At 34.3% G+C, this 24757-nt stretch carries 20 protein-coding genes; 10 read left to right on the top strand and 10 right to left on the bottom strand.

All coding sequences use genetic code 11. From position 1 onward, the window contains the following. Window positions 1-3: 3 nt before the first annotated feature. From GMA17_RS04245 to GMA17_RS04220, 6 genes are all read right to left on the bottom strand, one after another. On the bottom strand, window positions 4-2691 hold the full coding sequence (locus tag GMA17_RS04245; protein WP_248399457.1) for a DNA gyrase/topoisomerase IV subunit A: 2688 nt from the start codon (window positions 2689-2691) through the stop codon (window positions 4-6). Next, a complete protein-coding gene (locus GMA17_RS04240) occupies window positions 2691-3176 on the bottom strand; it encodes a hypothetical protein (RefSeq protein WP_248399455.1) in 486 nt (161 codons plus the stop codon). The genes GMA17_RS04245 and GMA17_RS04240 overlap by 1 nt, the downstream gene beginning before the upstream one ends. After that, complete coding sequence (locus GMA17_RS04235; RefSeq protein WP_248399453.1) at window positions 3173-5032, bottom strand: DNA topoisomerase IV subunit B; 1860 nt, start codon at window positions 5030-5032, stop codon at window positions 3173-3175. The genes GMA17_RS04240 and GMA17_RS04235 overlap by 4 nt, the downstream gene beginning before the upstream one ends. A 114-nt stretch (window positions 5033-5146) precedes the next feature. Continuing rightward, window positions 5147-6565, bottom strand: coding sequence for a hypothetical protein (locus GMA17_RS04230; protein WP_248399452.1), 1419 nt, complete (start codon window positions 6563-6565; stop codon window positions 5147-5149). Between the two features lie 75 nt (window positions 6566-6640). Next, window positions 6641-7735: a redox-regulated ATPase YchF gene (gene ychF, locus GMA17_RS04225; protein WP_248399450.1), complete on the bottom strand. Its 1095-nt coding sequence runs from the start codon at window positions 7733-7735 to the stop codon at window positions 6641-6643. Between the two features lie 260 nt (window positions 7736-7995). Continuing rightward, window positions 7996-8349: a 4Fe-4S dicluster domain-containing protein gene (locus GMA17_RS04220; protein ID WP_248399448.1), complete on the bottom strand. Its 354-nt coding sequence runs from the start codon at window positions 8347-8349 to the stop codon at window positions 7996-7998. Between the two features lie 168 nt (window positions 8350-8517). Between GMA17_RS04220 and GMA17_RS04215 the strand changes: the two genes are divergently transcribed. The 7 genes from GMA17_RS04215 (at window position 8518) to GMA17_RS04185 (ending at window position 16194) form a co-directional block, all read left to right on the top strand. Further along, window positions 8518-9579, top strand: coding sequence for an acyl-CoA reductase (locus tag GMA17_RS04215; protein WP_248399446.1), 1062 nt, complete (start codon window positions 8518-8520; stop codon window positions 9577-9579). A gap of 132 nt (window positions 9580-9711) precedes the next feature. Then, complete coding sequence (serC, locus tag GMA17_RS04210) at window positions 9712-10773, top strand: 3-phosphoserine/phosphohydroxythreonine transaminase (RefSeq protein ID WP_248399444.1); 1062 nt, start codon at window positions 9712-9714, stop codon at window positions 10771-10773. A gap of 72 nt (window positions 10774-10845) precedes the next feature. Then, window positions 10846-11808 (top strand): D-2-hydroxyacid dehydrogenase, encoded by a 963-nt coding sequence (locus GMA17_RS04205; RefSeq protein ID WP_248399442.1) that lies wholly within the window; start codon window positions 10846-10848, stop codon window positions 11806-11808. A 53-nt stretch (window positions 11809-11861) separates the two neighbouring features. Next, entirely contained in the window at window positions 11862-12500 is a 639-nt protein-coding gene (locus GMA17_RS04200; protein ID WP_248399440.1) for a DUF937 domain-containing protein, read from the top strand. Window positions 12501-12618: 118 nt separating this feature from the next. Beyond that, the gene (locus GMA17_RS04195; RefSeq protein ID WP_248399438.1) at window positions 12619-13047 is read left to right on the top strand and encodes a DUF6146 family protein; all 429 of its coding nucleotides are present in this window, start codon (window positions 12619-12621) and stop codon (window positions 13045-13047) included. A gap of 26 nt (window positions 13048-13073) precedes the next feature. Further along, window positions 13074-13568 (top strand): DUF6787 family protein, encoded by a 495-nt coding sequence (locus GMA17_RS04190; protein WP_248399436.1) that lies wholly within the window; start codon window positions 13074-13076, stop codon window positions 13566-13568. Window positions 13569-13941: 373 nt separating this feature from the next. Beyond that, window positions 13942-16194, top strand: a complete 2253-nt coding sequence (locus GMA17_RS04185) for a TonB-dependent receptor (protein WP_248399434.1) — start codon at window positions 13942-13944, stop codon at window positions 16192-16194. An 18-nt stretch (window positions 16195-16212) separates the two neighbouring features. Here the strand turns inward: GMA17_RS04185 and GMA17_RS04180 are convergent, their stop codons facing one another. Continuing rightward, on the bottom strand, window positions 16213-16524 hold the full coding sequence (locus GMA17_RS04180) for a hypothetical protein (RefSeq protein ID WP_248399432.1): 312 nt from the start codon (window positions 16522-16524) through the stop codon (window positions 16213-16215). 278 nt (window positions 16525-16802) lie between these two features. Here GMA17_RS04180 and GMA17_RS04175 point away from each other — a divergent pair, with 278 nt between their 5' ends. The 3 genes from GMA17_RS04175 to GMA17_RS04165 all read left to right on the top strand — a co-directional run bounded on the left by GMA17_RS04175 (window position 16803) and on the right by GMA17_RS04165 (window position 21747). Further along, entirely contained in the window at window positions 16803-19238 is a 2436-nt protein-coding gene (locus GMA17_RS04175; RefSeq protein ID WP_248399430.1) for a DUF5916 domain-containing protein, read from the top strand. A 48-nt stretch (window positions 19239-19286) separates the two neighbouring features. Beyond that, window positions 19287-19955 carry an ABC transporter ATP-binding protein gene (locus GMA17_RS04170; RefSeq protein WP_248399428.1) on the top strand — a complete coding sequence of 223 codons (669 nt, stop codon included), beginning with the start codon at window positions 19287-19289 and terminating at the stop codon, window positions 19953-19955. Window positions 19956-20043: 88 nt separating this feature from the next. After that, window positions 20044-21747, top strand: coding sequence for a hypothetical protein (locus GMA17_RS04165; protein ID WP_248399426.1), 1704 nt, complete (start codon window positions 20044-20046; stop codon window positions 21745-21747). A gap of 10 nt (window positions 21748-21757) precedes the next feature. Here GMA17_RS04165 and GMA17_RS04160 read toward each other — a convergent pair whose 3' ends face one another. The 3 genes from GMA17_RS04160 to GMA17_RS04150 form a co-directional block, all read right to left on the bottom strand. Further along, the gene (locus GMA17_RS04160) at window positions 21758-22492 is read right to left on the bottom strand and encodes a flavodoxin family protein (protein WP_248399424.1); all 735 of its coding nucleotides are present in this window, start codon (window positions 22490-22492) and stop codon (window positions 21758-21760) included. A 270-nt stretch (window positions 22493-22762) separates the two neighbouring features. Continuing rightward, a complete protein-coding gene (locus tag GMA17_RS04155; protein WP_248399422.1) occupies window positions 22763-23908 on the bottom strand; it encodes a flavohemoglobin expression-modulating QEGLA motif protein in 1146 nt (381 codons plus the stop codon). Between the two features lie 19 nt (window positions 23909-23927). Then, the gene (locus GMA17_RS04150) at window positions 23928-24752 is read right to left on the bottom strand and encodes an N-formylglutamate amidohydrolase (protein ID WP_248399420.1); all 825 of its coding nucleotides are present in this window, start codon (window positions 24750-24752) and stop codon (window positions 23928-23930) included. Window positions 24753-24757 lie beyond the last annotated feature (5 nt).

Raw genomic sequence — 24757 nt, 5'->3', positions numbered from 1 at the left:
TTTTTAAAATAGGGTAGCTTGACCTTTATCATCTATACTTCCTGAATTTGAATCCGTATCATCGTCATCATTTTTGGAATCATTGATTTCTTTAATTCTTTCAGGCTTCGACTCTTTATCTGAATCACCCGATTTTACTTCTGTTTCATCTATAACATCTAGCTCTTCGGCTGGAATATTCTCTGGAGCTTCATACGGCAAAGGCTCCATTAAATCAATTTGTTTTACTTTATCCTTGGTTAATTGATTTCCTAAAGCTGAAATACCTTTAACAGCAATAAACTCATCCAAATTCACTTCCATGTTATCTTTCCGGTCTTTACCGCGTTCCTTGGTGAATTCCACTTGCGCCATTGGTTTCCAGTCTGTTGAAACAATTTCTAATTGCGAATTTTCATGTTCTGAAATAAATAATTCCTCCCGACTTTCATTTTCAACTAAAAAGCGCTTCACATAATAGCGTTCTTTTTCACCGTCAAAATAAATTGCAGATATTGGTTTTTTAGGAATCCATTTTTCCATAACAATCATATCATCATCAAAATGAGTTGTTACTTCTGGGACAATGGTTTTTATTAATCCAGATTGTCTGATTATTAAAATGCGGTCTTCCCCTCTAAATTCGCCAACCAAATCACCACGACCATCCACATTTAAACGTCTAACCGTATCATCAAACCAGATTTTTCGCGGTTTTAAAGTAGAAACACCTTTCTCTTTGAGTTCCACTTTTTTAATGGCGTGTTTGGTAACAACATTCCCTTTAGAACTGCGACCTTTTATAATAATATCAGCAAAGTCCACATCCCATTTTAGCTTTTTAATACTTCCTACTTGGCGCAACGAAACGGTTACGACTTCGGCTTCACCATTTGGATTGGCTGAAAAATACCAAAGTTTGGAGTTTTTTGAACCGTTGGTCATATCGTATTCCTTGTCACGTGTCATAGAGGTTACCGCAAAACGTTTCACATAGGTTGGACCTGTTTTACCATCCCGATACATCATATTGTAAATAGTACGTTTGTCCTTCTTCTTGAAAACAGCTACATGAATAATGTCTTTACCAATAAAGGTTTTAGCATCCACTTTGGTCACCATCATTTTACCGTCATTAGTAAAAACAATAATGTCATCAATGTCACTACAATCGCCAACATACTCGTCTTTTTTAAGAGACGTTCCAATAAAACCTTCTTCCCTATTTACGTATAGTTTCGTGTTTCTGATAACGACTTTTGTAGCATCAACATCTTCAAAAGCACGAATTTCCGTTTTACGTTCTTTGCCTGCACCATATTCTTTTTTTAGACGCTCAAAATAAGTAATAGCATAGGCAATTAAATTTGCTAAATGATGCTTCACTTCGGCTATTTGATCTTCTAAAGCATCAATTTTTTGTTGGGCTTTATCAATATCAAATTTAGAAATACGTTTGATTCGAATTTCTGTTAAACGCACAATATCTTCTTCCGTGATTGCGCGTTTTAAATGTTTTATATGCGGTTGTAACCCTTTATCAATAGCCTGTATAACACCTTCCCAGGTTTCTTCTTCTTCAATATCACGATATATACGATTTTCAATAAAAATACGCTCTAAGGATGCAAAATGCCATTGTTCTTCAAATTCACCCAAACGAATTTCTAATTCGCTTTTTAAAAGCTGAACTGTATTATCTGTTGAACGACGCAACATTTCAGAAACACCAATAAAGAGTGGTTTATTATCTTCAATAACACATCCTAAAGGCGAAATAGACGTCTCACAGTTTGTAAATGCGTATAGCGCGTCAATGGTTTTATCTGGGGAAATACCTCCTGGCAAATGCACTAAAATCTCTACGTTGGCAGCTGTATTATCTTCAATTTTCTTGATTTTGATTTTACCTTTATCATTGGCTTTCAAAATAGAATCGATTAAGGACGATGTATTGGTTCCAAACGGAATTTCAGTAATCACCAAGGTATTCTTATCGTATTGTGAAATTCTGGCACGCACGCGTACTTTTCCACCTCGAAGTCCGTCTTTATAATCCGAAACATCCGCAATTCCAGCCGTAGGAAAATCTGGATAAATGGTAAAACGTTTACCGTTTAAGTGTTTAACCGAGGCATCAATTAATTCGATAAAGTTATGTGGTAATATTTTTGTGGATAAACCAACAGCAATCCCTTCGCCTCCTTGTGCTAATAAAAGCGGGAACATAACCGGAAGATTTACGGGTTCTTTTCGACGACCATCATAACTAGCCTGCCACTCGGTGATTTTAGGATTGAAAACAACATCCAAGCCAAATTTAGAAATACGTGCTTCAATATATCGCGACGCTGCAGCACTATCACCAGTTAAAATATTTCCCCAGTTTCCCTGTGTATCAATCAGCAAATCTTTCTGACCAATTTGCACCATCGCATCAGCAATACTAGCGTCTCCATGCGGATGATACTGCATGGTATGTCCCACAATGTTGGCCACTTTATTATAACGACCATCATCTAAATCCTTCATGGAATGCATAATACGCCTTTGAACGGGCTTAAAGCCATCTTCAATTGCGGGAACCGCACGTTCAAGAATCACGTAGGATGCATAATCTAAAAACCAATCTTTATACATACCAGTAATTCTGGTAATGGTTTCTTTAGTTTCTTCTGGTTCAGGTAGGTTATCGTTGATGTCGTCGCTCATTAACTCTGCTCTTTTCTATTTTGTTTTACCATTTTCCGCAATGACTGCTTCATATACTTCCGTTTCTTTTTAGCTACTAGCGTAATATTAAAACGCTCTTTTTTAACATGTTGGCCATTTTTGCTATCGATAAACAGCACCAATTCCTTGTAGATGATGTAGTTATTAATTTTAAATCCTGATAGTCTGGATTTATCAAATTCTACGGTATGTTCACGATAATTTAAATAATCAGACAGCAGCAAACCTTTGTTGGTAACGGTAACTTTCAAGCCGTCGCTGTCATATTCAAAATACTTGGATATAAAATGTACGGTTAAAAATAAGGCTATGAAGATTAAAAAAATCACAAAAAATGCTACAATGGGGTTATTGTCAATCTCACTGAACGCTCTAAAAATGGTTAACCAAAGCACAGCAAGAACTATCAGTATAAAATATACTGAAATAATGACGTTTTTTACCTTTTCATTACTCGTTCTCATTTAACCTCCTCCACAATGTCAAGTTCTACTTTAAGATTATTTATAATGAATTCCTGACGATCTGGTGTGTTTTTGCCCATATAGAAACTTAACAAATCTTCAATAGACATATTATCATCCAACATAACAGGATCCAAACGAATATCCGCTCCGATAAAATGCTGAAATTCATCAGGCGAAATTTCACCAAGACCTTTAAATCGGGTTATTTCTGGTTTTGGCTTCAATTCTTCTATGGCATTTTGGCGCTCTTCCTCTGAATAACAATAAATGGTTTTTTTCTTATTACGAACACGAAACAATGGCGTTTGCAAGATGTATAAATGTCCGTCTTTTATCAATTCCGGAAAAAACTGAAGGAAAAATGTAATCAATAATAACCGAATGTGCATACCATCCACATCGGCATCGGTAGCAATAACCACATTATTATAGCGCAAATCTTCCAGAGACTCTTCAATATTTAAAGCAGCTTGAAGCAAGTTAAATTCTTCATTCTCATAAACAATTTTCTTTGTTAAACCATAACAGTTTAGCGGTTTTCCTTTTAAGCTGAAAACGGCTTGTGTATTTACATCACGTGATTTTGTTATACTTCCAGAAGCTGAATCTCCCTCTGTAATAAACAAGGTTGTTTCTAAATTACGTTCGTTTTTAGTATCTCCAAAATGAACACGGCAATCACGCAATTTTTTATTGTGAAGACTCGCTTTTTTAGCACGATCTTTTGCTAATTTCCGGATTCCGGATAATTCCTTACGCTCACGTTCAGCTTGAAGGATTTTACGCAGAATCTTATCGGCAGTTTCAGGGTTTTTATGTAGAAAGTTGTCTAGATTGGTTTTAACGAAATCGTTGATATAGGTTCTTACCGTTGGCAAGTCGCCACCCATATCTGTCGATCCTAATTTGGTTTTCGTTTGACTTTCAAAAACGGGTTCCATGACTTTAATGGAAATAGCAGAAACCACAGATTTCCGCACATCTGATGCATCAAAATTCTTATTGTAAAATTCACGAAAGGTTTTTACTAAAGCTTCACGAAAAGCCGATAAATGGGTACCTCCCTGCGTGGTGTTTTGTCCGTTTACGAATGAATAATACTCTTCGCTATATTGTGTTTTACTATGCGTTAACGCAACTTCAATATCATCGCCTTTTAAGTGAATAATGGGATACAGCAAATCGTTTGCATTGGAATTTTCCATAAGCAAGTCTTTCAAACCATTTTCACTAAAATATTTTTCACCATTAAAAACTATGGTTAAACCAATATTCAGGTACACATAGTTTTTAAGCATTTTAATGATGTACTCATTACGATACTTATAATTCTTAAAAATGGTTTCGTCTGGAACAAACGATACTTTAGTTCCTTTTCGGCGGGATGTATCATCAAGTAGTTCTTGATTTGTCAGATTTCCTTGTTCAAATTCAGCTGATGCGGATTTGTTATCTCGAGTCGATTCGACTCTAAAATAACTGGAAAGCGCATTGACAGCCTTCGTACCAACACCGTTTAATCCAACCGATTTTTTAAAGGCTTTACTATCGTATTTTCCACCGGTGTTCATTTTGGAAACCACATCTACCACTTTACCTAATGGAATACCACGACCGTAGTCCCGCACCGTTACTTTATTTCCGTGAATAGATATTTCGATGGTTTTCCCAGCTCCCATGACATACTCATCAATGGAGTTATCTAAAACCTCTTTAATCAGAATATAAATACCATCATCAGCGGAAGACCCATCACCCAATTTACCAATATACATTCCAGGTCGCATTCGGATATGCTCTTTCCAATCCAGAGAACGGATATTATCTTCGGTATATTTGATTTCTTGCGACATAAATAGGGTAATTTTGGATATGACGCTAATATAAGGTTTCGTATGAAAAAATGAAACCCCTATTTTGTAAAGTAATTAACAATAATTTCTGAAAACTATTAAGGGCTATTTCGTTTATAGTTTTGGGTTTTTATATAATGAAATAAACACACCGCAATCGCTAAATGTTTCAAGTAATTCCCATGCATTCTGAACCTTTAAAAGCTCATCGTCTTTGGTATAATTTTCAATATTAGACAGAAGTATATACGCGTTAGATTGCATGTTAAAATACGCATATTTATCTGCTTTAGGTAACGGCTTTAAAGTTGAGAAATCCCGTTCATTTAATCGGATACGGGTTCCAATACTGCTACTTTCTAGTCCTGAATTTTTAATGTAATTTTCCATTTTTACTTCCAAGGGAAAATAGCGCAAATATGCTAAATTACTATCCCATGATTGTGAAATAGTGGCGGGATAAACCCAAAAGTGTCCAGTTAAAAAACAAATTACTACCGTGGACAGAATTAATTTTTTATATTTTAATTGAAACAAAAAAGTTAGATTAATTAATAAAACTATAGCCAAAATATAGCATATCATAAAATATCTATTGTCAATTGGATTTGAAAAAGGCACCATACCAAGAAACAGCAAGACGCTAATAACAAAGAACGCAATACCCATTCTGTCTATTTGCAAGTTTTTAAGCGATTTTTCTTTAATATATTTTAAGAATAGTGGAATGAGTACTATAAAAATAATAAAACGGCCATACTCTAAAAAACTTTTGACATATACAATACTATTAATTAAAACGTTTTTAATTCCTGTAGTTTGCCGATGCTGATTGTAATTGATGTTTTCAGTAATTAAAAACCACCCCAACTCCCGATACTGCAAAATACAGAAAAAGCCAAAGCTAACTGCCGATATGACGTAGGCACTAAACATTGCCTTATTGTTAGAAATAAGCCGGTAGCGAAGATAAATAGCATGAATAATTAAAATGGCTGTAAACAAGTAGATACCACGTAAATTGGTAAACAACAACCCTATTAAGGCTAGGGTAAACAAAAATGGCTTTTGATTTATTAAGTTATTTAAAGAAAAAAGTGTGAAAAACAGCAATAACATATCATTATTCAAACTCGTGGTCTGCGCTATTAACGTGGGTTCTAAACAAACTAAAAGCATAGCGCCTGCCGAAATACCGTTTATAAAGTTGTTTTTACATAATCTGCTAATTTGCCAAAAAACGCCTATATTAATAATAAGCAGCAATATTCTAGCACTGAGTATAGACTTCCCAAAAATCGTCCAGGAAATGGCCAACAATGAAATCCACAAAGGAGGGTGCCCTGAACTAAATTGGGTTGGAATAATAAACTGCTTTAAATCATTTTCATAAATCCAGTTTGCCCGTGCAGATTTACTAATCGCATCCCAAAAAAACGGTAAGTCTCGAAAAATAATTGTGGAAACAACTAGGGCACAACAGACTATAAAAAATACCTGTAAATAGCTTATTTTTTTTAGCTTTATTAACATTTGAGAAAGGTAAGATAAATGCAAAAAATCTAAAAACCTTAAAGCACTTAACAGGTAAAATATAGGAACCCAATTTTATACATTAAACAAGAAGTGCATGACATCACCATCTTTTACGATATAGTTTTTTCCTTCCACGCGCATTTTACCAGCTTCTTTTACTTTTGCTTCGCTACCAAATTGTACATAATCATCATACGCAATAACTTCAGCGCGGATAAAGCCTTTTTCAAAATCAGTATGAATAACACCAGCCGCTTGAGGCGCTGTTGCTCCAACTTCTACAGTCCAAGCGCGTACTTCTTTAACACCTGCAGTAAAATAGGTTTGCAAATTTAATAATTTATAAGCCGAACGAATTAATTTAGCAGAACCTGGCTCTTCTAAACCAATATCGGCTAAAAACATCTGACGCTCCTCGTAATCGTCTAATTCATTAATATCAGCTTCTGTTCCTACTGCTAAAACTAAAACTTCAGCATTTTCATCTTTAACGGCTTCACGAACCTTATCAACATAAGCATTACCTGAATTTGCGGAATCTTCATCCACATTACAAACATACATCACAGGTTTATCTGTAATAAATTGACTTGGTTTTACAAAATCGATATCTTCTTCTTCCGAGAATTCCAAAGCACGGACTGAAATACCAGCTTCCAAACCGGCTTTTATTTTAAGTAAAACCGCTTCTTCTTTCTGCGCCTCTTTATTTCCGGTTTTGGCAGCTCGCTTCACCTTTTCCAGTTTTTTCTCAACTGTTTCTAAATCTTTCAGCTGCAATTCCATATCAATGGTTTCTTTATCACGAATAGGATTCACGTTACCATCCACATGAACAATATTATCATTATCAAAACAGCGTAATACATGTAAAATAGCGTCTGTTTCTCGAATATTAGCTAGGAATTGATTGCCAAGACCCTCACCTTTACTCGCGCCTTTTACCAAACCAGCAATATCAACAATTTCAACAGTTGCAGGTAAAACACGTTCCGGATTCACCAAGGACTCCAATTTTTCAAGTCTTGGATCTGGTACATTAACCACACCAATATTAGGTTCTATGGTACAAAACGGAAAGTTAGCACTTTGCGCTTTGGCATTTGATAAACAATTAAATAATGTTGATTTTCCTACGTTTGGTAATCCTACGATGCCTGCTTTCATATCTCATATTCCTGCGAAAGCAGGAATCTCTTTTTAAAGTTGTACTTATTTTTACTGCTTTCACGTTTCGTTAAGCAGCCGCAAAGGTAACTAATTACTTGAATAGTTTGAATATGGTTTTTAGAAATTGTTAAAGACCTTAATAATAATGTGTTTATGCTTTATAAAACCTATAAAAATATAAAACCTCCAGCTTAAGCTGGAGGTTTTTATTACGAACGGGCTTACCCAATTCTTAATTCTTAATTCTTAATTCCTATTTACGCATCTGGATGCATAAAACGCTGCTTAGCGTTTAATTCCTCTTCCGTTTCAACATGTGCATCATCAGGCACACAACAGTCTACAGGACAAACAGCCGCACATTGTGGTTCTTCATGAAAACCTTGACATTCCGTACATTTATCAGGAACTATGTAGTAAATTTCATCACTTATTGGCTCTTGGGCTTCTTCAGCATCTACCTCTTTACCGTTTGGTAAAACCACCTTTCCGTTTAAGCTGGTGCCATCTTTATAGCGCCAGTCATCAGCACCTTCATAAATAGCGGTGTTTGGACATTCTGGCTCACAGGCACCACAATTAATACATTCGTCTGTTATTATAATTGCCATTGTTTTCTATATTTTTTAATCTTTCGATATAATTTTTAATAAAGGTTTCTTTTGAATTTCCAATAATTAATCTAGATTATCAGAATTAAAACCTTTTGTTGCTCACTTGCTTTATGTAAATTTGCAGTTGCAAAAATAAAGCCAAAACCATTCATAACCAAATCATACATGGATTTACGACAAAGAATTAACGCGTTTGTTGAATTAGGGAAATTTCTTAAACAATTTTCTACCGATCCCTTTGAAGAAAACAACGCAGTTTTACATAACAATTTGTTTTTTGACGGCTTTAAACATCAAATAAAAATTGCTCAAGAACATAATGCCTGGTTTACTAGAGAGAATCTTATTTTCTCTTTTAATGGCTGGTCTAAATCACTGACTGAAACCAATATTACCCAATGGCTTAACAACTATAACTTTAACAATGTTAATCCTAAAAAGGTCGCAATTATAATGGCTGGAAATATCCCTTTAGTCGGTTTTCACGATTTTTTATCGGTTTTAATTTCCGGACATCACGTGGTTGTAAAACAATCTACTAATGACAAACATCTATTACCTTTTTTAGCTAAATATCTTGAAACGGTAGAGCCAGAATTTAAAGGAAAAATTACGTTTACTGCAGATAAGCTCGATAATTTTGAAGCCGTAATCGCTACTGGAAGCAATAATACAGCTCGATATTTTGAATATTATTTCAAAGGAAAGCCGTCAATTATTCGTAAAAACAGAAATTCTTTAGCTGTTCTTTCAGGTGATGAAACGGAAGAGCAATTAGAAGCGCTTTCCGAAGATATTTTTAGATACTACGGCTTGGGTTGTAGAAATGTATCAAAATTATTAGTGCCTAAAGATTACGATTTTCAAAAATTCTTTAAGGCTATGTACAAGTGGCACCCTATAATTCACCAAAATAAATACGCCAATAACTACGATTATAATAAGGCAGTTTATTTAATGAGCGAATTTGATATGTTAGAAAATGGGTTTTTAATGATTAAAGAAGACAGTAGCTACGCCTCGCCTATTGCTACGGTTTTCTATGAATACTATTCGGATGCAAAAGCTTTAAAGAACAAGCTTCAAGCCGATTCTGATAAAATTCAATGTGTGGTTGCTAGCGGTTTAGTAGATTCTGAAGTTTCCTTCGGACAAACGCAAAATCCGCAGCTTTGGGATTATGCAGACAACGTAGATACCATTTCGTTTTTGTTAAAAATTAGTTGATAAGTTATTGATTTATTACCTGCTTTTTTATGAGAATTTAGCACCTTTGTAGCCATCACAGATTATATTAATTTCCGACTTTCTTCAGAAACACTGAAGGTTAAGCACGGAAATAACAAACTATATTATTCCATGAAAAGACATAATTTTAGTGCAGGACCTTGCATTTTACCGAAAGAAGTGATGCTTAAAGCATCAGAAGCTATTTTAGATTTTGATAATGGTTTATCATTAATCGAAATTTCCCACAGAAGTAAACCCTTTGTGGATGTTATGGAAAAGGCACGTGCTTTGGCTTTGGAATTACTCGGTTTAGAAGGTAAAGGCTACAAAGCTTTGTTTCTTCAGGGAGGTGCTAGTACACAGTTTTTAATGGTAGCTTTAAACCTACTTGAAAAACGCGCAGGCTATTTAAACACAGGAACCTGGGCAGATAAAGCTATTCAAGAAGCACGTATTTACGATGATGTTTACGAAGTGGCTTCATCTAAAGATGCCAACTTCAACTTCATCCCAAAAGGTTACGATATTCCAACAGATTACGATTATTTCCATTGCACATCTAACAACACCATTTTTGGAACACAAATGAAATCCTTTCCAGAATGTGATATTCCGATGGTTTGTGATATGAGCAGTGATATTTTTTCACGCCAATTAGATTTCACCAAATTCGATTTAATATATGCGGGTGCTCAAAAAAATATGGGTCCTGCGGGAACAACATTAGTGGTGGTTCGTGAAGATATTTTAGGAAAAGTATCTCGTAAAATTCCATCAATGATGGATTATAAGGTGCACATTGGTAAAAGCAGCATGTTTAACACACCGCCCGTTTTTGCCGTTTATACATCCATGCTAACCATGGAGTGGCTTAAAAATTTAGGTGGCATTCCAGCTATTGAAAAAGAAAACAACAAAAAAGCACAATTAATTTATAGTGAAATAGACCTGAACCCATTATTTAAAGGTTATGCTATGAAGGAAGATCGTTCCAAAATGAATGCGACTTTCAATTTGACCAACGAGGACTTAAAAGAAACTTTTGAAACCATGTTGGACGAAGAAGGTATTAACGGACTTAATGGTCATAGAAGTGTTGGAGGATATCGCGCATCTATGTACAATGCCATGCCGTTAGATAGTGTTGGTGTTTTAGTGGATATTATGAGTGAACTGGAACGTAAAGCGTAACAGTTAAATAAAATAACAAATTGTGTTTAATTATAAGCTCTCTTGTTTTTGGGAGCAAAAATCAAGTTTTAAATGAAAGTATTAGCAAACGATGGTGTTTCGCAAAGTGGTATAGAAGCATTAGAGGAAGCAGGTTATGAAGTATTAACAACCACAGTTGCCCAAGAGCAATTAGCAAATTATATCAACCAGCATAATATAGCGGTATTATTAGTTCGTAGCGCCACAACGGTACGTCAGGATTTAATAGATAGTTGTCCATCTTTAAAAATTATTGGTCGTGGTGGTGTAGGAATGGACAATATTGATGTAGAATATGCACGCAGTAAAAATGTCCACGTCATTAATACACCAGATGCTTCATCTCACTCGGTTGCTGAACTTGTGTTTGCTCACTTATTTGGAGGCGTGCGTTTTTTACATGACTCCAACAGAAACATGCCATTGGATGGTGATTCGCAATTCAAATCCTTAAAGAAAAACTACGCTAAAGGTGTGGAACTTCGTGGTAAAACATTGGGTATTATTGGTTTTGGTCGTATTGGTCGTCAAGTTGCTAAAATAGCATTAGGCGTTGGCATGAAGGTTATTGCTAGTGATAAATATGTTGGTAAAGCTACAATAAAAGTTCAATTTTATAATGGTCAATTTATTAATGTAGAGATTAAAACGAAACCTACAACAGAAATTTTAAAACAAGCTGATTTCATTTCACTACATGTACCCGCTCAAAAAGAATATGTTATCAGTGAGAAAGAATTTAGCATTATGAAAGATGGTGTTGGAATTATTAATGCGGCTCGAGGCGGCGTTGTAGATGAAGTAGCTTTAGTCAAGGCTTTAGAGTCTGGTAAGGTTGCCTTTGCTGGTTTAGATACGTTTGAAGAAGAACCATCACCAGCCATTCAAGTTTTGATGAATGGTAGAATATCATTAACTCCGCATATTGGAGCGGCAACTAATGAAGCACAAGACAGAATTGGAACCGAACTTGCCTCGCAGATTATCAGTATATTAAAAACAGAAAAACAATAAATATTTAAAGTTTTTACTACCTTGAAACCCTAACATTTTAAAATATAAAAAGCATGGCAGGAATATTAGATCTATTAAATAGTGATATGGGTAAAACCATAATAAGCGGTGTTGCCGGACAATCCAAACAATCAGAAAGTAAAACACAAGATGTTTTAACCATGGCTTTACCAGTACTTATGCAAGCTATGAAACGTAATGCTGCCACACCTCAAGGTGCTGAAGGATTATTAGGCGCCTTAAATAATAGTAAGCATGACGGTAGTATTCTTGATAACCTTGGAAGTCTTTTTTCCGGTGGAGTTGATGATTCCGTAACCCATGAAGGTGATAAAATATTAAATCACGTTTTGGGTAGTAAAAAAGCCAATGTAGAAAATGCTATTGGTGCCAGAGCTGGAATTGACGCCGGGTCTGTAGCCCAAATCCTTAAAGTAGCAGCTCCAATTTTGATGGGTGTTTTAGGAAAACAAACTAGAGCGCAAAATGTAAATAGCACGTCCGGTATTGAAGGATTATTAGGAGGTCTGTTAAGCGGAAACTCCAAAGAAAATGAACAAAGCTTTTTGGAGTCTATTTTAGATGCCGATGGCGATGGTAGTATTATAGATGATGTTGCCGGAATGGTTTTAAATAGCGGTAAAAAGAAAGGTGGACTTGGCGGAATTTTAGGTGGCCTTTTTGGAAAATAATAAATCAAACCTACTATACATTAATAAGTCAGACCATAACAGTCTGACTTTTTTGTTAAAAATAATTGAACCAACCTTAAATTCTACAGAATTTCGTAATTTTAAGAAAAGTAGATTTATGAAATTGCTATATAGCAGCCTAGTAATACTCTGTTTAATGGTTAGTTGTAAAACGCCTGAAACCGTTGGAAATATTTCAGAAACGGAAGTAACAGAAACTCAAGACACCATTAAGCTTGTAAATGATGAATTGGAATATGAAGTTATAATCATAGAAGCGGGATTTGAATCCTGGATGGCTAGACGTGCTAAACCTAGAAGTTTTTATACCCAATCCTTTTTGGAGGCAAAAAACATTCAATATGTTACGGAATGGAATAAACGCGTGGTGTCTTCACGTTATAATCAAAATTTATACGACATGAGTATTAATTATCAACAAGGCATCAATTATGGCTTTGAGCTTAATTATTTACTCTACCACTATTTTGTTTTTTTTCAAGAGAGGTATAAACAGAAATTATCCTCGCATAATCCTCAATTTTAAAGTATCTTTGCACCCAAATTTGCGGTATGAAAAAATTCAAAGAAACTTGGGAAATTCAACATAACTGGCAACTTATATTTCCTGCTTTAGGAATTATTGGCCTTCTGTATTCTTGTTTCAGACTTGCCTTTCTTTTGCCTTTATCTGAAATCCTACTTATTCAATTTGTATATACAATTATCTTATTTGTCCTTTTATTAAAAATAACCTTATGGCTTTTTACAAAACTTGAAAGTCGTTGGGAAGTTACATACCGTTGGGAAATTATTCGTATTTTCATTGTGTTTGCGGTAACAGGAAGCTCATCTTTAGTCGTAGGACGACCTATAATTGAACTCATGGGAATTACTAAAGAAAACTTAAATCCACTGCTCTACTGGATTTTATTTATTATTATTGGGCTTGTTTTCTATCAAATCCTCTTGATTACATTTGGTTGGCTTTTTGGGCAGTTTAAATTTTTCTGGGAATTTAAAAAGAAAATGCTCAAACGATTTGGTTTAAAACGCTTTTTAGATTAGTGCAGGAACTTAAGAAACATATCATTTTTAAAGGATTCACAATACTTTTAGTTTGTGCTATACTCTTACCTGCTGCTGTAAAGGTTGCTCATATCTTTGAAAACCATAAACATGAAGTCTGTATTGATAAATCGACAACGCATTTCCATACACTTGATTTAGAGTGTGAATTTTACAAATTTAAATTAGCAAATCAATTTTTTCATATTCCGGAAAACTTCAACATTTTAAATGTTACCGAGAATCATGAAGTTTCTACCTCACAATACTTTTTTTTAAGCCCATTTCAACAACTTCATTTTTCCCTTAGAGGACCACCTGTTTTAAGTTAATACCTTTTTTTTTTATTACATTTTAACTTAATACATTATACATGAAAACAATTTTATATCTATTGTTTTTATCCATGGCTCCAATAGCTATGGGTCAAAACAATATTACTGGCATCGTTACAGATGCTGAAACCGGCGAAGGTTTACCTTTCGTAAATATTTATTTTCCCCAATTAGAAAAAGGCACTACAACGGACTTTGATGGTAATTTCAACATTGAAAATTTACCGTCAGGATTATATTCATTAGTCTATTCTTTTGTAGGATATGGAACAAAATCTATGAATTTAGTTATTCCTACAACCGATACTATTTCATTAACATTATCTAGTTCAGCCATAGAAATGGAAGCGGTAATTATATCCACACCTTTCCATAAGCTTCAAAGTGATAATGTAATGAAGGTGGAGCGCCAAACTATTAAAGAATTAAAAGCTTCTGGAGCCGTTACTCTGGGTGAAGGTATTTCTAATATAGCAGGTGTTGAAGGTGTTAGCACAGGATTAGGCATTACCAAACCTGTAATTCGCGGTTTAAGTTCCAACCGTGTTCTAGTTTATACTCAAGGCGTCCGATTAGAAAATCAGCAATTTGGTGATGAACATGGACTGGGTTTAAGCGACGCTGGTGTAGAAAGTGTAGAAGTCATTAAAGGTCCCGCATCCTTACTCTATGGAAGTGATGCACTTGGTGGCGTTTTATATATTAATCCCGAAAAATTTGCGCATCAAAATTCGAGTAATGCAGACTTTGGCGGAACTTATTTCACCAATACTCAAGGTTACAGTACAAATGCTGGTTACAAAGCATCTGGCGAAGCGTTTAAGGTGTTATTTAGAGGTAGTGTTACAGAACATGCCGATTACAATACAGCCGATTATCGCGTGACCAACACACGTTTTAAAGAACAAGATTTTAAAGCGGGCCTTGGCTACCAATCTACGAACTTCAAGACAGATTTTCGTTATAATGTCAATCATTCCAAAATAGGAATTCCAGAAGCCATTGGTGAGCAATCAACTAATAAAACGCCTTTATTGCCATATCAGGAATTAACGAATCATATATTTAGTTCGCGCTCAACCGTGTTTTTTAATAATTCGAAATTGGAATTTAATTTAGGGTATATCTATAATAACCGTAACGAATTTGAAGATGAACATGATCATGATCACGACCACGACCACGATCATGAGGAAGATCACGATGAGCATGAAGACGAACATCATGACGAAGAACATGAAACCTTACATCCTGCCCTTCAAATGAAGCTTATAACTGCTAATTATGATGTGAAATACCACTTACCTATTTTGGGTAAATTTGAAACAATTGTTGGTGTTCAAGGTATGAATCAAGTGAATACTAATTATGGTGAAGAAGAATTAATTCCAAATGCCGTTACTAATGATTTTGGTATTTTGGCCATGTCACATATTCATTTTGAAAAATTCGATATACAATTAGGTGCACGATATGACAACCGCTGGCTACAAATTGACAATAACATAAATAAAACCTTCAATAGTTTTAATGGTGCTTTTGGTGTAAAAACGAATCTTACTGAAAATATAACAGCACGTTTAAATTTGGCAACAGGTTTTAGAGCTCCTAATTTAGCTGAATTAACTTCAGATGGTGTTCATCATGGTACAAATAGATATGAAATTGGGAATATTGATTTAAATAATGAACAAAATTTTCAAACCGATTTGGCTTTAGAGTTTAAAAGCGAGCATATTGAGTTTTTTGTAAACGGTTTTTATAATCACGTAAATGATTACATCTACTTATCACCAAACGGGACATCTATAAATAACACACCTGTTTACAACTATGTTCAGGATAACTCTGCATTATATGGTGGTGAAATTGGTTTGCATTTTCATCCACACCCTTTAGATTGGCTGCACTATGAAAGTAGTTTTGAAACAGTTACCGGAAAATTAGATTCAGGTGATTATTTACCTTTAATTCCTGCAAATAGTATAAACAATACCATTCGTGTAGAATTTGATTATAAGGAAGAAACAAATATGTATGCTTTTGTTAAGCTAAAATCCGTGTTTAGCCAAGATAACGTGAGTACTTTTGAAACAGCAACCGGTAGTTACAATTTACTAAGCGCGGGGTTTGGTGGAAATATTAAAGTGTTTAATAATGATTTGTCCATCATTATTTCAGGAACTAATTTAACGGATAAAACTTATGTTAATCATCTGTCACGCTTAAAACCGGATGGTATTTTTAATATGGGACGAAATTTCAGTTTAGGACTCACCTATTCCTTATAAACTATAAAAAAAGAGTGATTATTTAATCACTCTTTTTTTTTCTTCTTCTATTAATTCTACTGATTTTTCGTCTGTAGACAAATAAAAGGTATAAAACCACATAATTGAAAACGATGGAATAATATCCACAAAAGGCAAGGCCTCTTCCACAAAAGAGAAAGCAGCTGCAATTTTACCTTTCCTACCAGCATACATCTTGCTCATTAAATATGCTGATAATGGCGCCCAAACAAAATCGAAAGGCGGAAATACGTACGACACATATCCCATGGCATCAAAAAACAAACCGACTACCAGTTTTTTTGATTTACTTAATTTTTCTAAACTCATATATTTTAACTAATTCTAATATTAGAAATGCAAATAGTATTCCAAAAATAGTATTCCTCCAAATGTCAGTCGTTTAACGAATAACTCTAATTCATTTATTGTATTAAAAAAGTAATAATATAAAGACTAGAAACGTAAACAATTCATAATTAAAACCTTGTTTTTAACGTTTAATTATGATTCTTTTTTAATTAAGCCGTTTAGATTTGCAGCCAAAGTGTAACAACTTTAATTTTTTGTAGTCTATAAAACTATAAAATCAATCTTCCAAAAACCACATGAAAAACAGGCTGTTTCTTTTAGTATTCTCATTTTGCTATATAATCACCTTTGCGCAAGAGAAGAAAACCTTAAATATAACACGAACAACCTCCGCACCAAAAATTGATGGTATTCTGGATGATGAATCGTGGAAAAATGTAGAAGAAGCCAAAGATTTCATTCAGTTTGACCCAGAAATGGGTGTAAAAGAAACGCATGAAACCCGTACCGTTGTAAAAATAACTTATGATGATGATGCTATTTATGTTGGCGCTTATTTATATGATAATCCCAAAGATATTATGCGTCAATTAACCCGTCGTGATGACTTTGGTCAATCTGATTTTTTCGGATTTATTTTAAATCCAAATAACGACGGACAAAATAATACTGAATTTTTTGTTTTCAGTTCTGGCGTTCAAGCAGATGCAATTGAATCGCCAGGAATTGGTGAGGATTTTGGATGGAATGCTGTGTGGGAAAGTGCGGTGAAAATTGTAGATGATGGTTGGATTGTTGAAATGAAAATACCATACAGAACCTTACGTTTTTCTAACCAAGAAGTTCCAACTTGGGGTTTACAAATTCATAGACATTATCGAAGGAATCGTTCCCAGTTTACATGGAACCCAATTGATGTTACTAAAGGAAATGTAGGAATATACAACGGTCAATTAAAAGGTTTAACCAATTTAGATCCGCCAACAAGACTTACATTCTATCCGTTTGTATCAGGAATTGTTAATACCTATGATGGAGACACAGAAACTCAATTCAATGCCGGAATGGATTTAAAATATGGTATCACCGAAAACTTTACGTTGGATGCTACATTAATACCAGACTTCAGTCAAGCCGGTTTTGATCGAGTGGAATTAAATCTAGGCCCTTTTGAACAAACCTTTTCTGAACAGCGTCAGTTTTTTACGGAAGGTGTGGATCTTTTTACAAAAGGCGACTTATTCTTCTCGCGGCGTGTTGGAAATGAACCTTCAGGTTCGGTATCATTAGGTCCAAATGAAGAGGTTCAAGATTATCCAAGTCAAACCAAGGTTTTAAACGCCCTAAAAGTATCCGGAAGAACAAAAAACGGTTTAGGTGTTGGGGTTTTTAATGCTATTACAGAAAAAACATATGCTAAAGTTACCAATTTAGACACCTACACTAGTCGTAAAGAATTGGTAGAACCACTTGCAAATTATAATATTTTAGTGGTGGATCAACAATTTAATCAAAACTCATCTGTTAGTTTAATAAATACCAACGTTACTAGAAATGGCCATTTTCGGGATGCCAATGTTACTGGCCTTTTAGCAGATTTAACCACCAAGAAAAACACCTATAATTTGGAAGCCGAATTAAAAATGAGTAACGTTAATTTGGAGTCTGGTACGGAGACAGGATATAGTTATACTTTAGAATTAGCCAAAGTTTTTGGAAATTGGCAATATTGGGTTGGACATGAATTTGCGGATGACACATATGATATCAACGATTTAGGTCTTCAGTTTAGAAACAATTTCAGCAATTTTGGTGTGGAAGCGTCTTATCGCACATTTGAACCAACAAGTAATTTCCTCCGATATAATTTTAATACATGGATAGACTATAACCGTTTATCAAACCCTAGTACGTATACAGGAAGTACCATTGGCGCTTCTTTTTCTGCTCAATTAAAAAGCTTACACGGTTTTGGTGGAAATGTAAATTTTCAACCTGGAAAACAATACGATTATTTTGAGCCTCGTGCCGAAGGACGCTATTTTGTTTATGAAAACCGGTTAAATGGAAATGTTTGGATTTCTTCAAATTATAATAAAAAGTTTGCTATTGATGCCAATATTGGAGGTGCTACGTTTTTTGAAGATGGCAGAGAAACAAACAATATTTGGTTTGGCATTAGTCCGCGATTAAAATTAAACGATAAATTATTACTTATTTATTCTTTTGATTATGATAAAATTAATGGTGATCGTGGTTATGCAGATAATACAGCAGATGCTATTGTTTTTGGAAATCGGGATCAAAAAACAATGGTAAATAGTATTACGGGTTCTTATAGTTTTAATCCGTTCCATTCACTAAATCTAACATTTAGAAATTATTGGAGTACAGTTCTTTATGATGATAACATCTACCTATTACAAGAGGATGGCGGTTTACTGGAGACAAACGTTTCCTTTGAAGACGCAGGATTAGATGATCCTAATATTAACTTTAGTACTTGGAATTTAGACTTAAGTTATTCGTGGCAGTTTGCTCCTGGAAGCTTTTTAACGGCTTTGTATAGAAATCAGTTATTTAATTACGATTCAGAAGCGGAACTTAACTTTACAAATAATTTTGACAGACTACTAAATCAGCCTATTCAAAATTCATTTTCGTTAAAAGTTCAATACTTTATTGATTACAATAATGTGAAGAAAGTTTTCAACAAGAAATCAAATTCATAATTGTAAAGCGTTATTTAAAGTATTACATTGCTTGTTCATTTTACAGCAATGATTTCAGCAAAAAATATTCATAAATACTACGAAGATTTACACGTTTTAAAAGGTGTTGAATTACATATAAAAGCAGGCGAAATAGTTTCTATTGTTGGTGCATCAGGCGCAGGAAAAACAACGCTTCTTCAAATATTAGGTACGTTAGATAAACCGTCAAAAAAAGAAGATTTCACCTTTGCAATTAACAAAACTGACATCAGTAGTTTATCTGAAAAAGGATTAGCAAAATTTCGAAATGAAGAAATTGGATTCATCTTTCAATTTCATCAATTATTACCAGAATTTACAGCCATTGAAAATGTGTGTATTCCGGCCTACATTAAAAAAACCAATAAAGCTGCTGCCGAAAAACGCGCAACCGAATTATTAGATTTTTTAGGATTAAAAGATCGTGCACAACACAAACCCAATGAACTTTCTGGAGGCGAGCAGCAACGGGTTGCCGTAGCTCGTGCGTTAATTAACAATCCGAAAATTATTTTTGCTGATGAACCATCCGGAAATTTAGATTCCGAATCGGCTGAAAACTTACATAATCTATTTTTTAAATTACGGGACGAATTTGGACAAACCTTCGTTATTGTTACACATAATGAAGAGTTAGCTAATATGGCAGACCGTAAATTAACCATGGTTGATGGTCGCATAGTATGTGGTCATTAAAAATGCATCTGTCATTTTGGGAGATACAACTTGCCAAAATGCCTTTTTTATGATAAGTTTATAATGCACTAAACCGGTTGTCATAAATATGCTATTAATACTCCTTTCTTGGATTTACATCATTTTCATAAGTATCATTTTTGGTGTAAGCCTGAATCGAGTTTTAAGAATAAAAGCATGTAATTTTATCATTACCATATTTCATGGATTATTTGGTATCATGCTCTTTACAGGGTTTTGGGCTATTGGATTTCCTGTAAATGTTAACTATCATGTTGTTTTAATACTAATATCCTGTGTTTTACTAGGTCTTAATTTAAAATATATAAAGGCCCTTTTAAAGAGTTTCGTTCTTGAATTTAAAGGCTTATCCGTTTTTTTTAAGAGTTTATTAGCAGTAATTACAATCCTCATTTTAGCACAATGCGCTTCTGCTCCATTATTAGTGGATAATGAAACCTATTATATTCAAACCATTGCTTGGCTCAATAATTACGGTTTTGTAAAAGGGTTGGTGAATTTACATTTATTTCTAGGACAAACTTCCGGTTGGCATATTCTACAAAGTGCCTTTAGCTTCAGTTTCTTAACCAATTCTCTTAACGATTTAAGCGGTTTAGCTTTACTCCTAGCCAATGTTTACGCCATCGTAAACATAAATACTTATTGTAAATCCGGCATTCCCCCTAAAAGATATTTGCTTATTGGATTATTTCCTATTGTAAACCTCCTACTCTTCCAATTCATAAGCGCACCATCGCCAGATTTAGCCATTTATGTGCTTTCGGTAATTAGTTTTTATCAATTTATTACTACCTATGGCGAATACCAAAAAGATGTGTTTCTATCCCTCACCCTATTAACAGTATTTATGGTGTGCATCAAACTTACAGCTTTACCATTTATACTGTTCCTAATTGCTGTTTATGCGAAATTTTATAAACAAACACGATTTTTAAACGTAAGTATATTTTCGATTTTAGGAGTTTCAAGCTGCCTGTTAATCCTTAAAAATACAATCCTTACCGGAAATCCATTGTATCCTGTTTTAGGGCTTGATAGCCTTAAATTAGATTGGCATCTTCCTGAAACTATTGCCATTTATTTTAAAGAGTATGGTTTGGCTTATGGTTATCAAATGACTCCGGACGTTTTTGCCAAAACATCTTTAATAGAGCGTATGAAGCACTGGCTATTTGCCTCTGGAATTCATGGCATATTTAATAAAATATTAATAATTCTTTTAATTATTTTACCGTTTATCATTAAAAAATGGTTTCACCAAAAAGGCTATTGGGTTTTCTATATCATGCTTGTTGCAACTATGATTATTTTATGGAACACATCACCACAATACCGCTTCTTTTTACCATTTATATTAATATCCGGTTTAATGATTTTAAGTATTTTTAAATTAAAGAGGAGTATTATTAAAACTCTATTTGTTTTTAGCACGATGATGGCTTTTATCGCTGTGTTTATCCCGATTAATAAGCAAGCTTTAACAAATAATACACAACATCAACAAACTTCCATATTTAAAACAGCGTATATTCTCCTACCCCATAAGAACAGCAAATTTCAAGTAAAATATGACACTAGAGCAATTGGAAACACAACTATTAACACGCCAAAAAACAGGAGTTTTTTCTGGGAAACAGGTGGTACGCCAATACCAGCTGTTAGCAGCCCACAATTAAACTATTTTAAGAACAACTTTTCAGTTGTACCACAGTTGCGAACCGAGCATCTTAAAGATGGTTTCTACAGCCAAATAATTTTATACAAGTAAATTAGAGTAACTAGCGATATTCTGGATTTTCAAAATCCCAACGTCTTCCATCATCCCAATCTTCGCGAGAATTTCCATAATTAGGATATCCAATTTGTGCTTTCAACATAGTGGCTAAATGCAACAAATTATAGGTCATAAATGTCGTATTTCTATTAGTGAAATCGCTATCAAAACCAACTGGCGGATTTATTTTTTCATCTTGCCATTCTGTATCACCATAACTTGGACCAGGGCCTACTTCGCCAATCCAACCACAATCAGCTTGTGGTGGAATGGAATATCCAACATGTTGCATGGCGTATAAAATACCCATAGCACAATGTTTTACGCCATCTTCATTTCCTGTAATCATACAACCACCAACCTTTCCGTAAAAAATATATTGACCTTTGTCGTTGGTTTTACTGCTCATAGCATATAATCGCTCAATGAGTTTTTGTGCTTCTGACGATTTTTCACCTAACCAAATTGGTGTACCTATAATAAGAATATCAGCATCCATCACTTTTTTAAATAATTCTGGCCAAACATCGGTTTTCCATCCATGTTCTGTCATATCGGGATAAATACCAACCGCAACATTTTCATCAATAAAACGAATAACGTCCGTTTTTACGCCTTCTATATCCATGATGCTTTTGGAGACATTAATAAGGGTTTCAGTATGGCTTTTTTGTGGAGACTTTTTTAAAGTGCAATTAATAAATAAAGCTTTTAAACCCTGGAAATCTGGTTTTTTCATAAAATTAACTTTTTTTAAAAGGTACAAAACGTTTTGGAATTCTAATCAAAAGCGTGGTTTCACGTACTGAAACGTCCTAATCACGCATTCTCATTAGAAAACGTCTCAAATAACAAATAACTTGTTCTGTATCACGAAACCTTAAAGAATGCTGTTAGTTTGACCCTAATTTCTGTTAAATAGGAACGAATCAAATTCTTAATAATGTGAGAGTCTACGCCTTTTTAAGTATTGGCAATCCGTCAATAGACGAAAAATTCTTTAAGGTTTTTATTTCAAACTGTTTAGAATAAAATCGATTGTTGTATTGGTGTTTTTATTAGTATGATAAGATTCTGTATAATGCTTGGAAGTTACGGCCAATCCTAATTTTTGTAATCTGTAAATAGCATCTGAATACTCCAAGGTTACCTTTCCTGTTAACAGCACATCTAAATCACCATCATTTTGGGCGTATTGATAAACCTTTTTTAATCCAGACAAATACAAATGGTCTTTCGTAAAACCACCTCCCCTATGTACGCGCAATGTAATGGTAAATGCACTATCGCGTGGCACTTTATATTGATTGTGAAGCAAATCAAATGTATCTGCAAAACTGTAGCCTTTTGCTAACGAGTCGGCTGCAATAACACGATACGCTAATTCTTTTAAACGTTTCATGGTTAGACATCCTGACATATATTCCGCATAAACCGCTAAGCCTTCTTGAGTTTCTACATTATTTGGGAAACCACTTGAAAATATTTTTAAGGGCTGACTTAATCCATTAAACGTCGTTACCATGTGCACACCAACTTCGTGATTTGCAAGTACTTCTAACTGATTTTTACTAAACTTATGATTTTTCTTAAGCAATAAGGTTTGCGTATTATTCTGAACCATGGCTGCTGCCGAAATATTAGTAGAAAATTTCAGATGATATTTAAAATCGTAACGCTTGGAAAAATCTTCAAAATAAGTTTGGGCTTCCTGAACACTGTATTTAGATATTAAATCCTCGGAAGGTTCATCATCATCAAAACGCAAAATAAACTTGGCGTTTTCGATGTCTTTTTCCGTTGGAGTTCCAAAACTCTTTAAACTATTAAAGTAAAATTTTCGACCTTGATTTATGGTGTCAATACATTCTATTTTTCCAGAATACTCATAAATTATATCTTCATAAAGCTGTCTGATGTCTGAATCTTCAATGCGTTCCAGACGTTGTGAAAAGAACAATCTATGAAGTTTATAGCCGTTAAACTTCACTTTAGGATATTTAAAATTTGGCTCGTAATTATATTTTGAAGTGAAAAATTGCTTTTTTTCACTTTCAATATTTAAAGGGTTTATATAGTTAAGTAATTCTATCTTTTTTACCAATCTGTTTAAATTGGTATCTATATCAAATAAATCTTGGTAATCGTTCGTCATAATGCGTATTCAGTTTATTTTAAATATACTTCAAAAAATTAGAAGCTTGCTTTGGAATGTGCGTTTCTAATTGATCTGCAACCGCTTCCACAACTTCAGGGTAAATAACTTGATGATACTCATCACCATAAATTTTAGCAATTTCTGTGGCGAGAACTAGTGTGTTTTTAAAACTATGAGTAATGTATTTTAAGAAATAACCATTCCCTTGAAAGGTATCATTAACTTTTGCCGTTTGTGCAATTTTATGAGGAAGTTGAATTTGTGATAAGCGATTTCTCCATGCTTCCACCAAAGTCCCAAAACGTTTATTATCAATATTACTAGTTCCTATATTCCAAGTTGGCACTTCCCGGTCCCAACGTTGCCAATTGTAGCTATGCATATCAAAAACAATACAACCGTTGTATTTTTCTTCTATCTTCTTTATTAATGCCGAAACCACTTTATAAAAATTAGCGTGCTTTTGTAAACTTTTGGCCTTCATTGCTTCTGGGAGTGGCTGTTTCCATAGTTGTTTTCCCCAAGCAGTTTCAAAAATGGCTTCTTCCGGTGGCCGATTTAAGTCGTATTCAAAACGCGAATCGCATCCCGCAATAACAATAGGATGTGTTGCAATCATGGCCTTCGTTGCAGGATCTTCCTCGTACCAACGCTCATATTCCGTGTGCAAACAATTCTCCCAAAGTTCTGTTCTAAACTGATGACCATCGTGAATGGCCGAACATACATAATGAACGTAAGAATCTATTTTTAAAGTGAAGGAATAATCATCAGAAACAGCATAAAAACGTTCTTCATGTTCTATTTTTTTGATGATGGCTTCAATTGATAATTTTTCCATATCGC

This window comes from Bizionia sp. M204, from assembly GCF_023205095.1.
GTDB lineage: Bacteria > Bacteroidota > Bacteroidia > Flavobacteriales > Flavobacteriaceae > Algorimicrobium > Algorimicrobium hallyeonense.
This window is presented reverse-complemented; position numbering and strand designations above follow the sequence as displayed.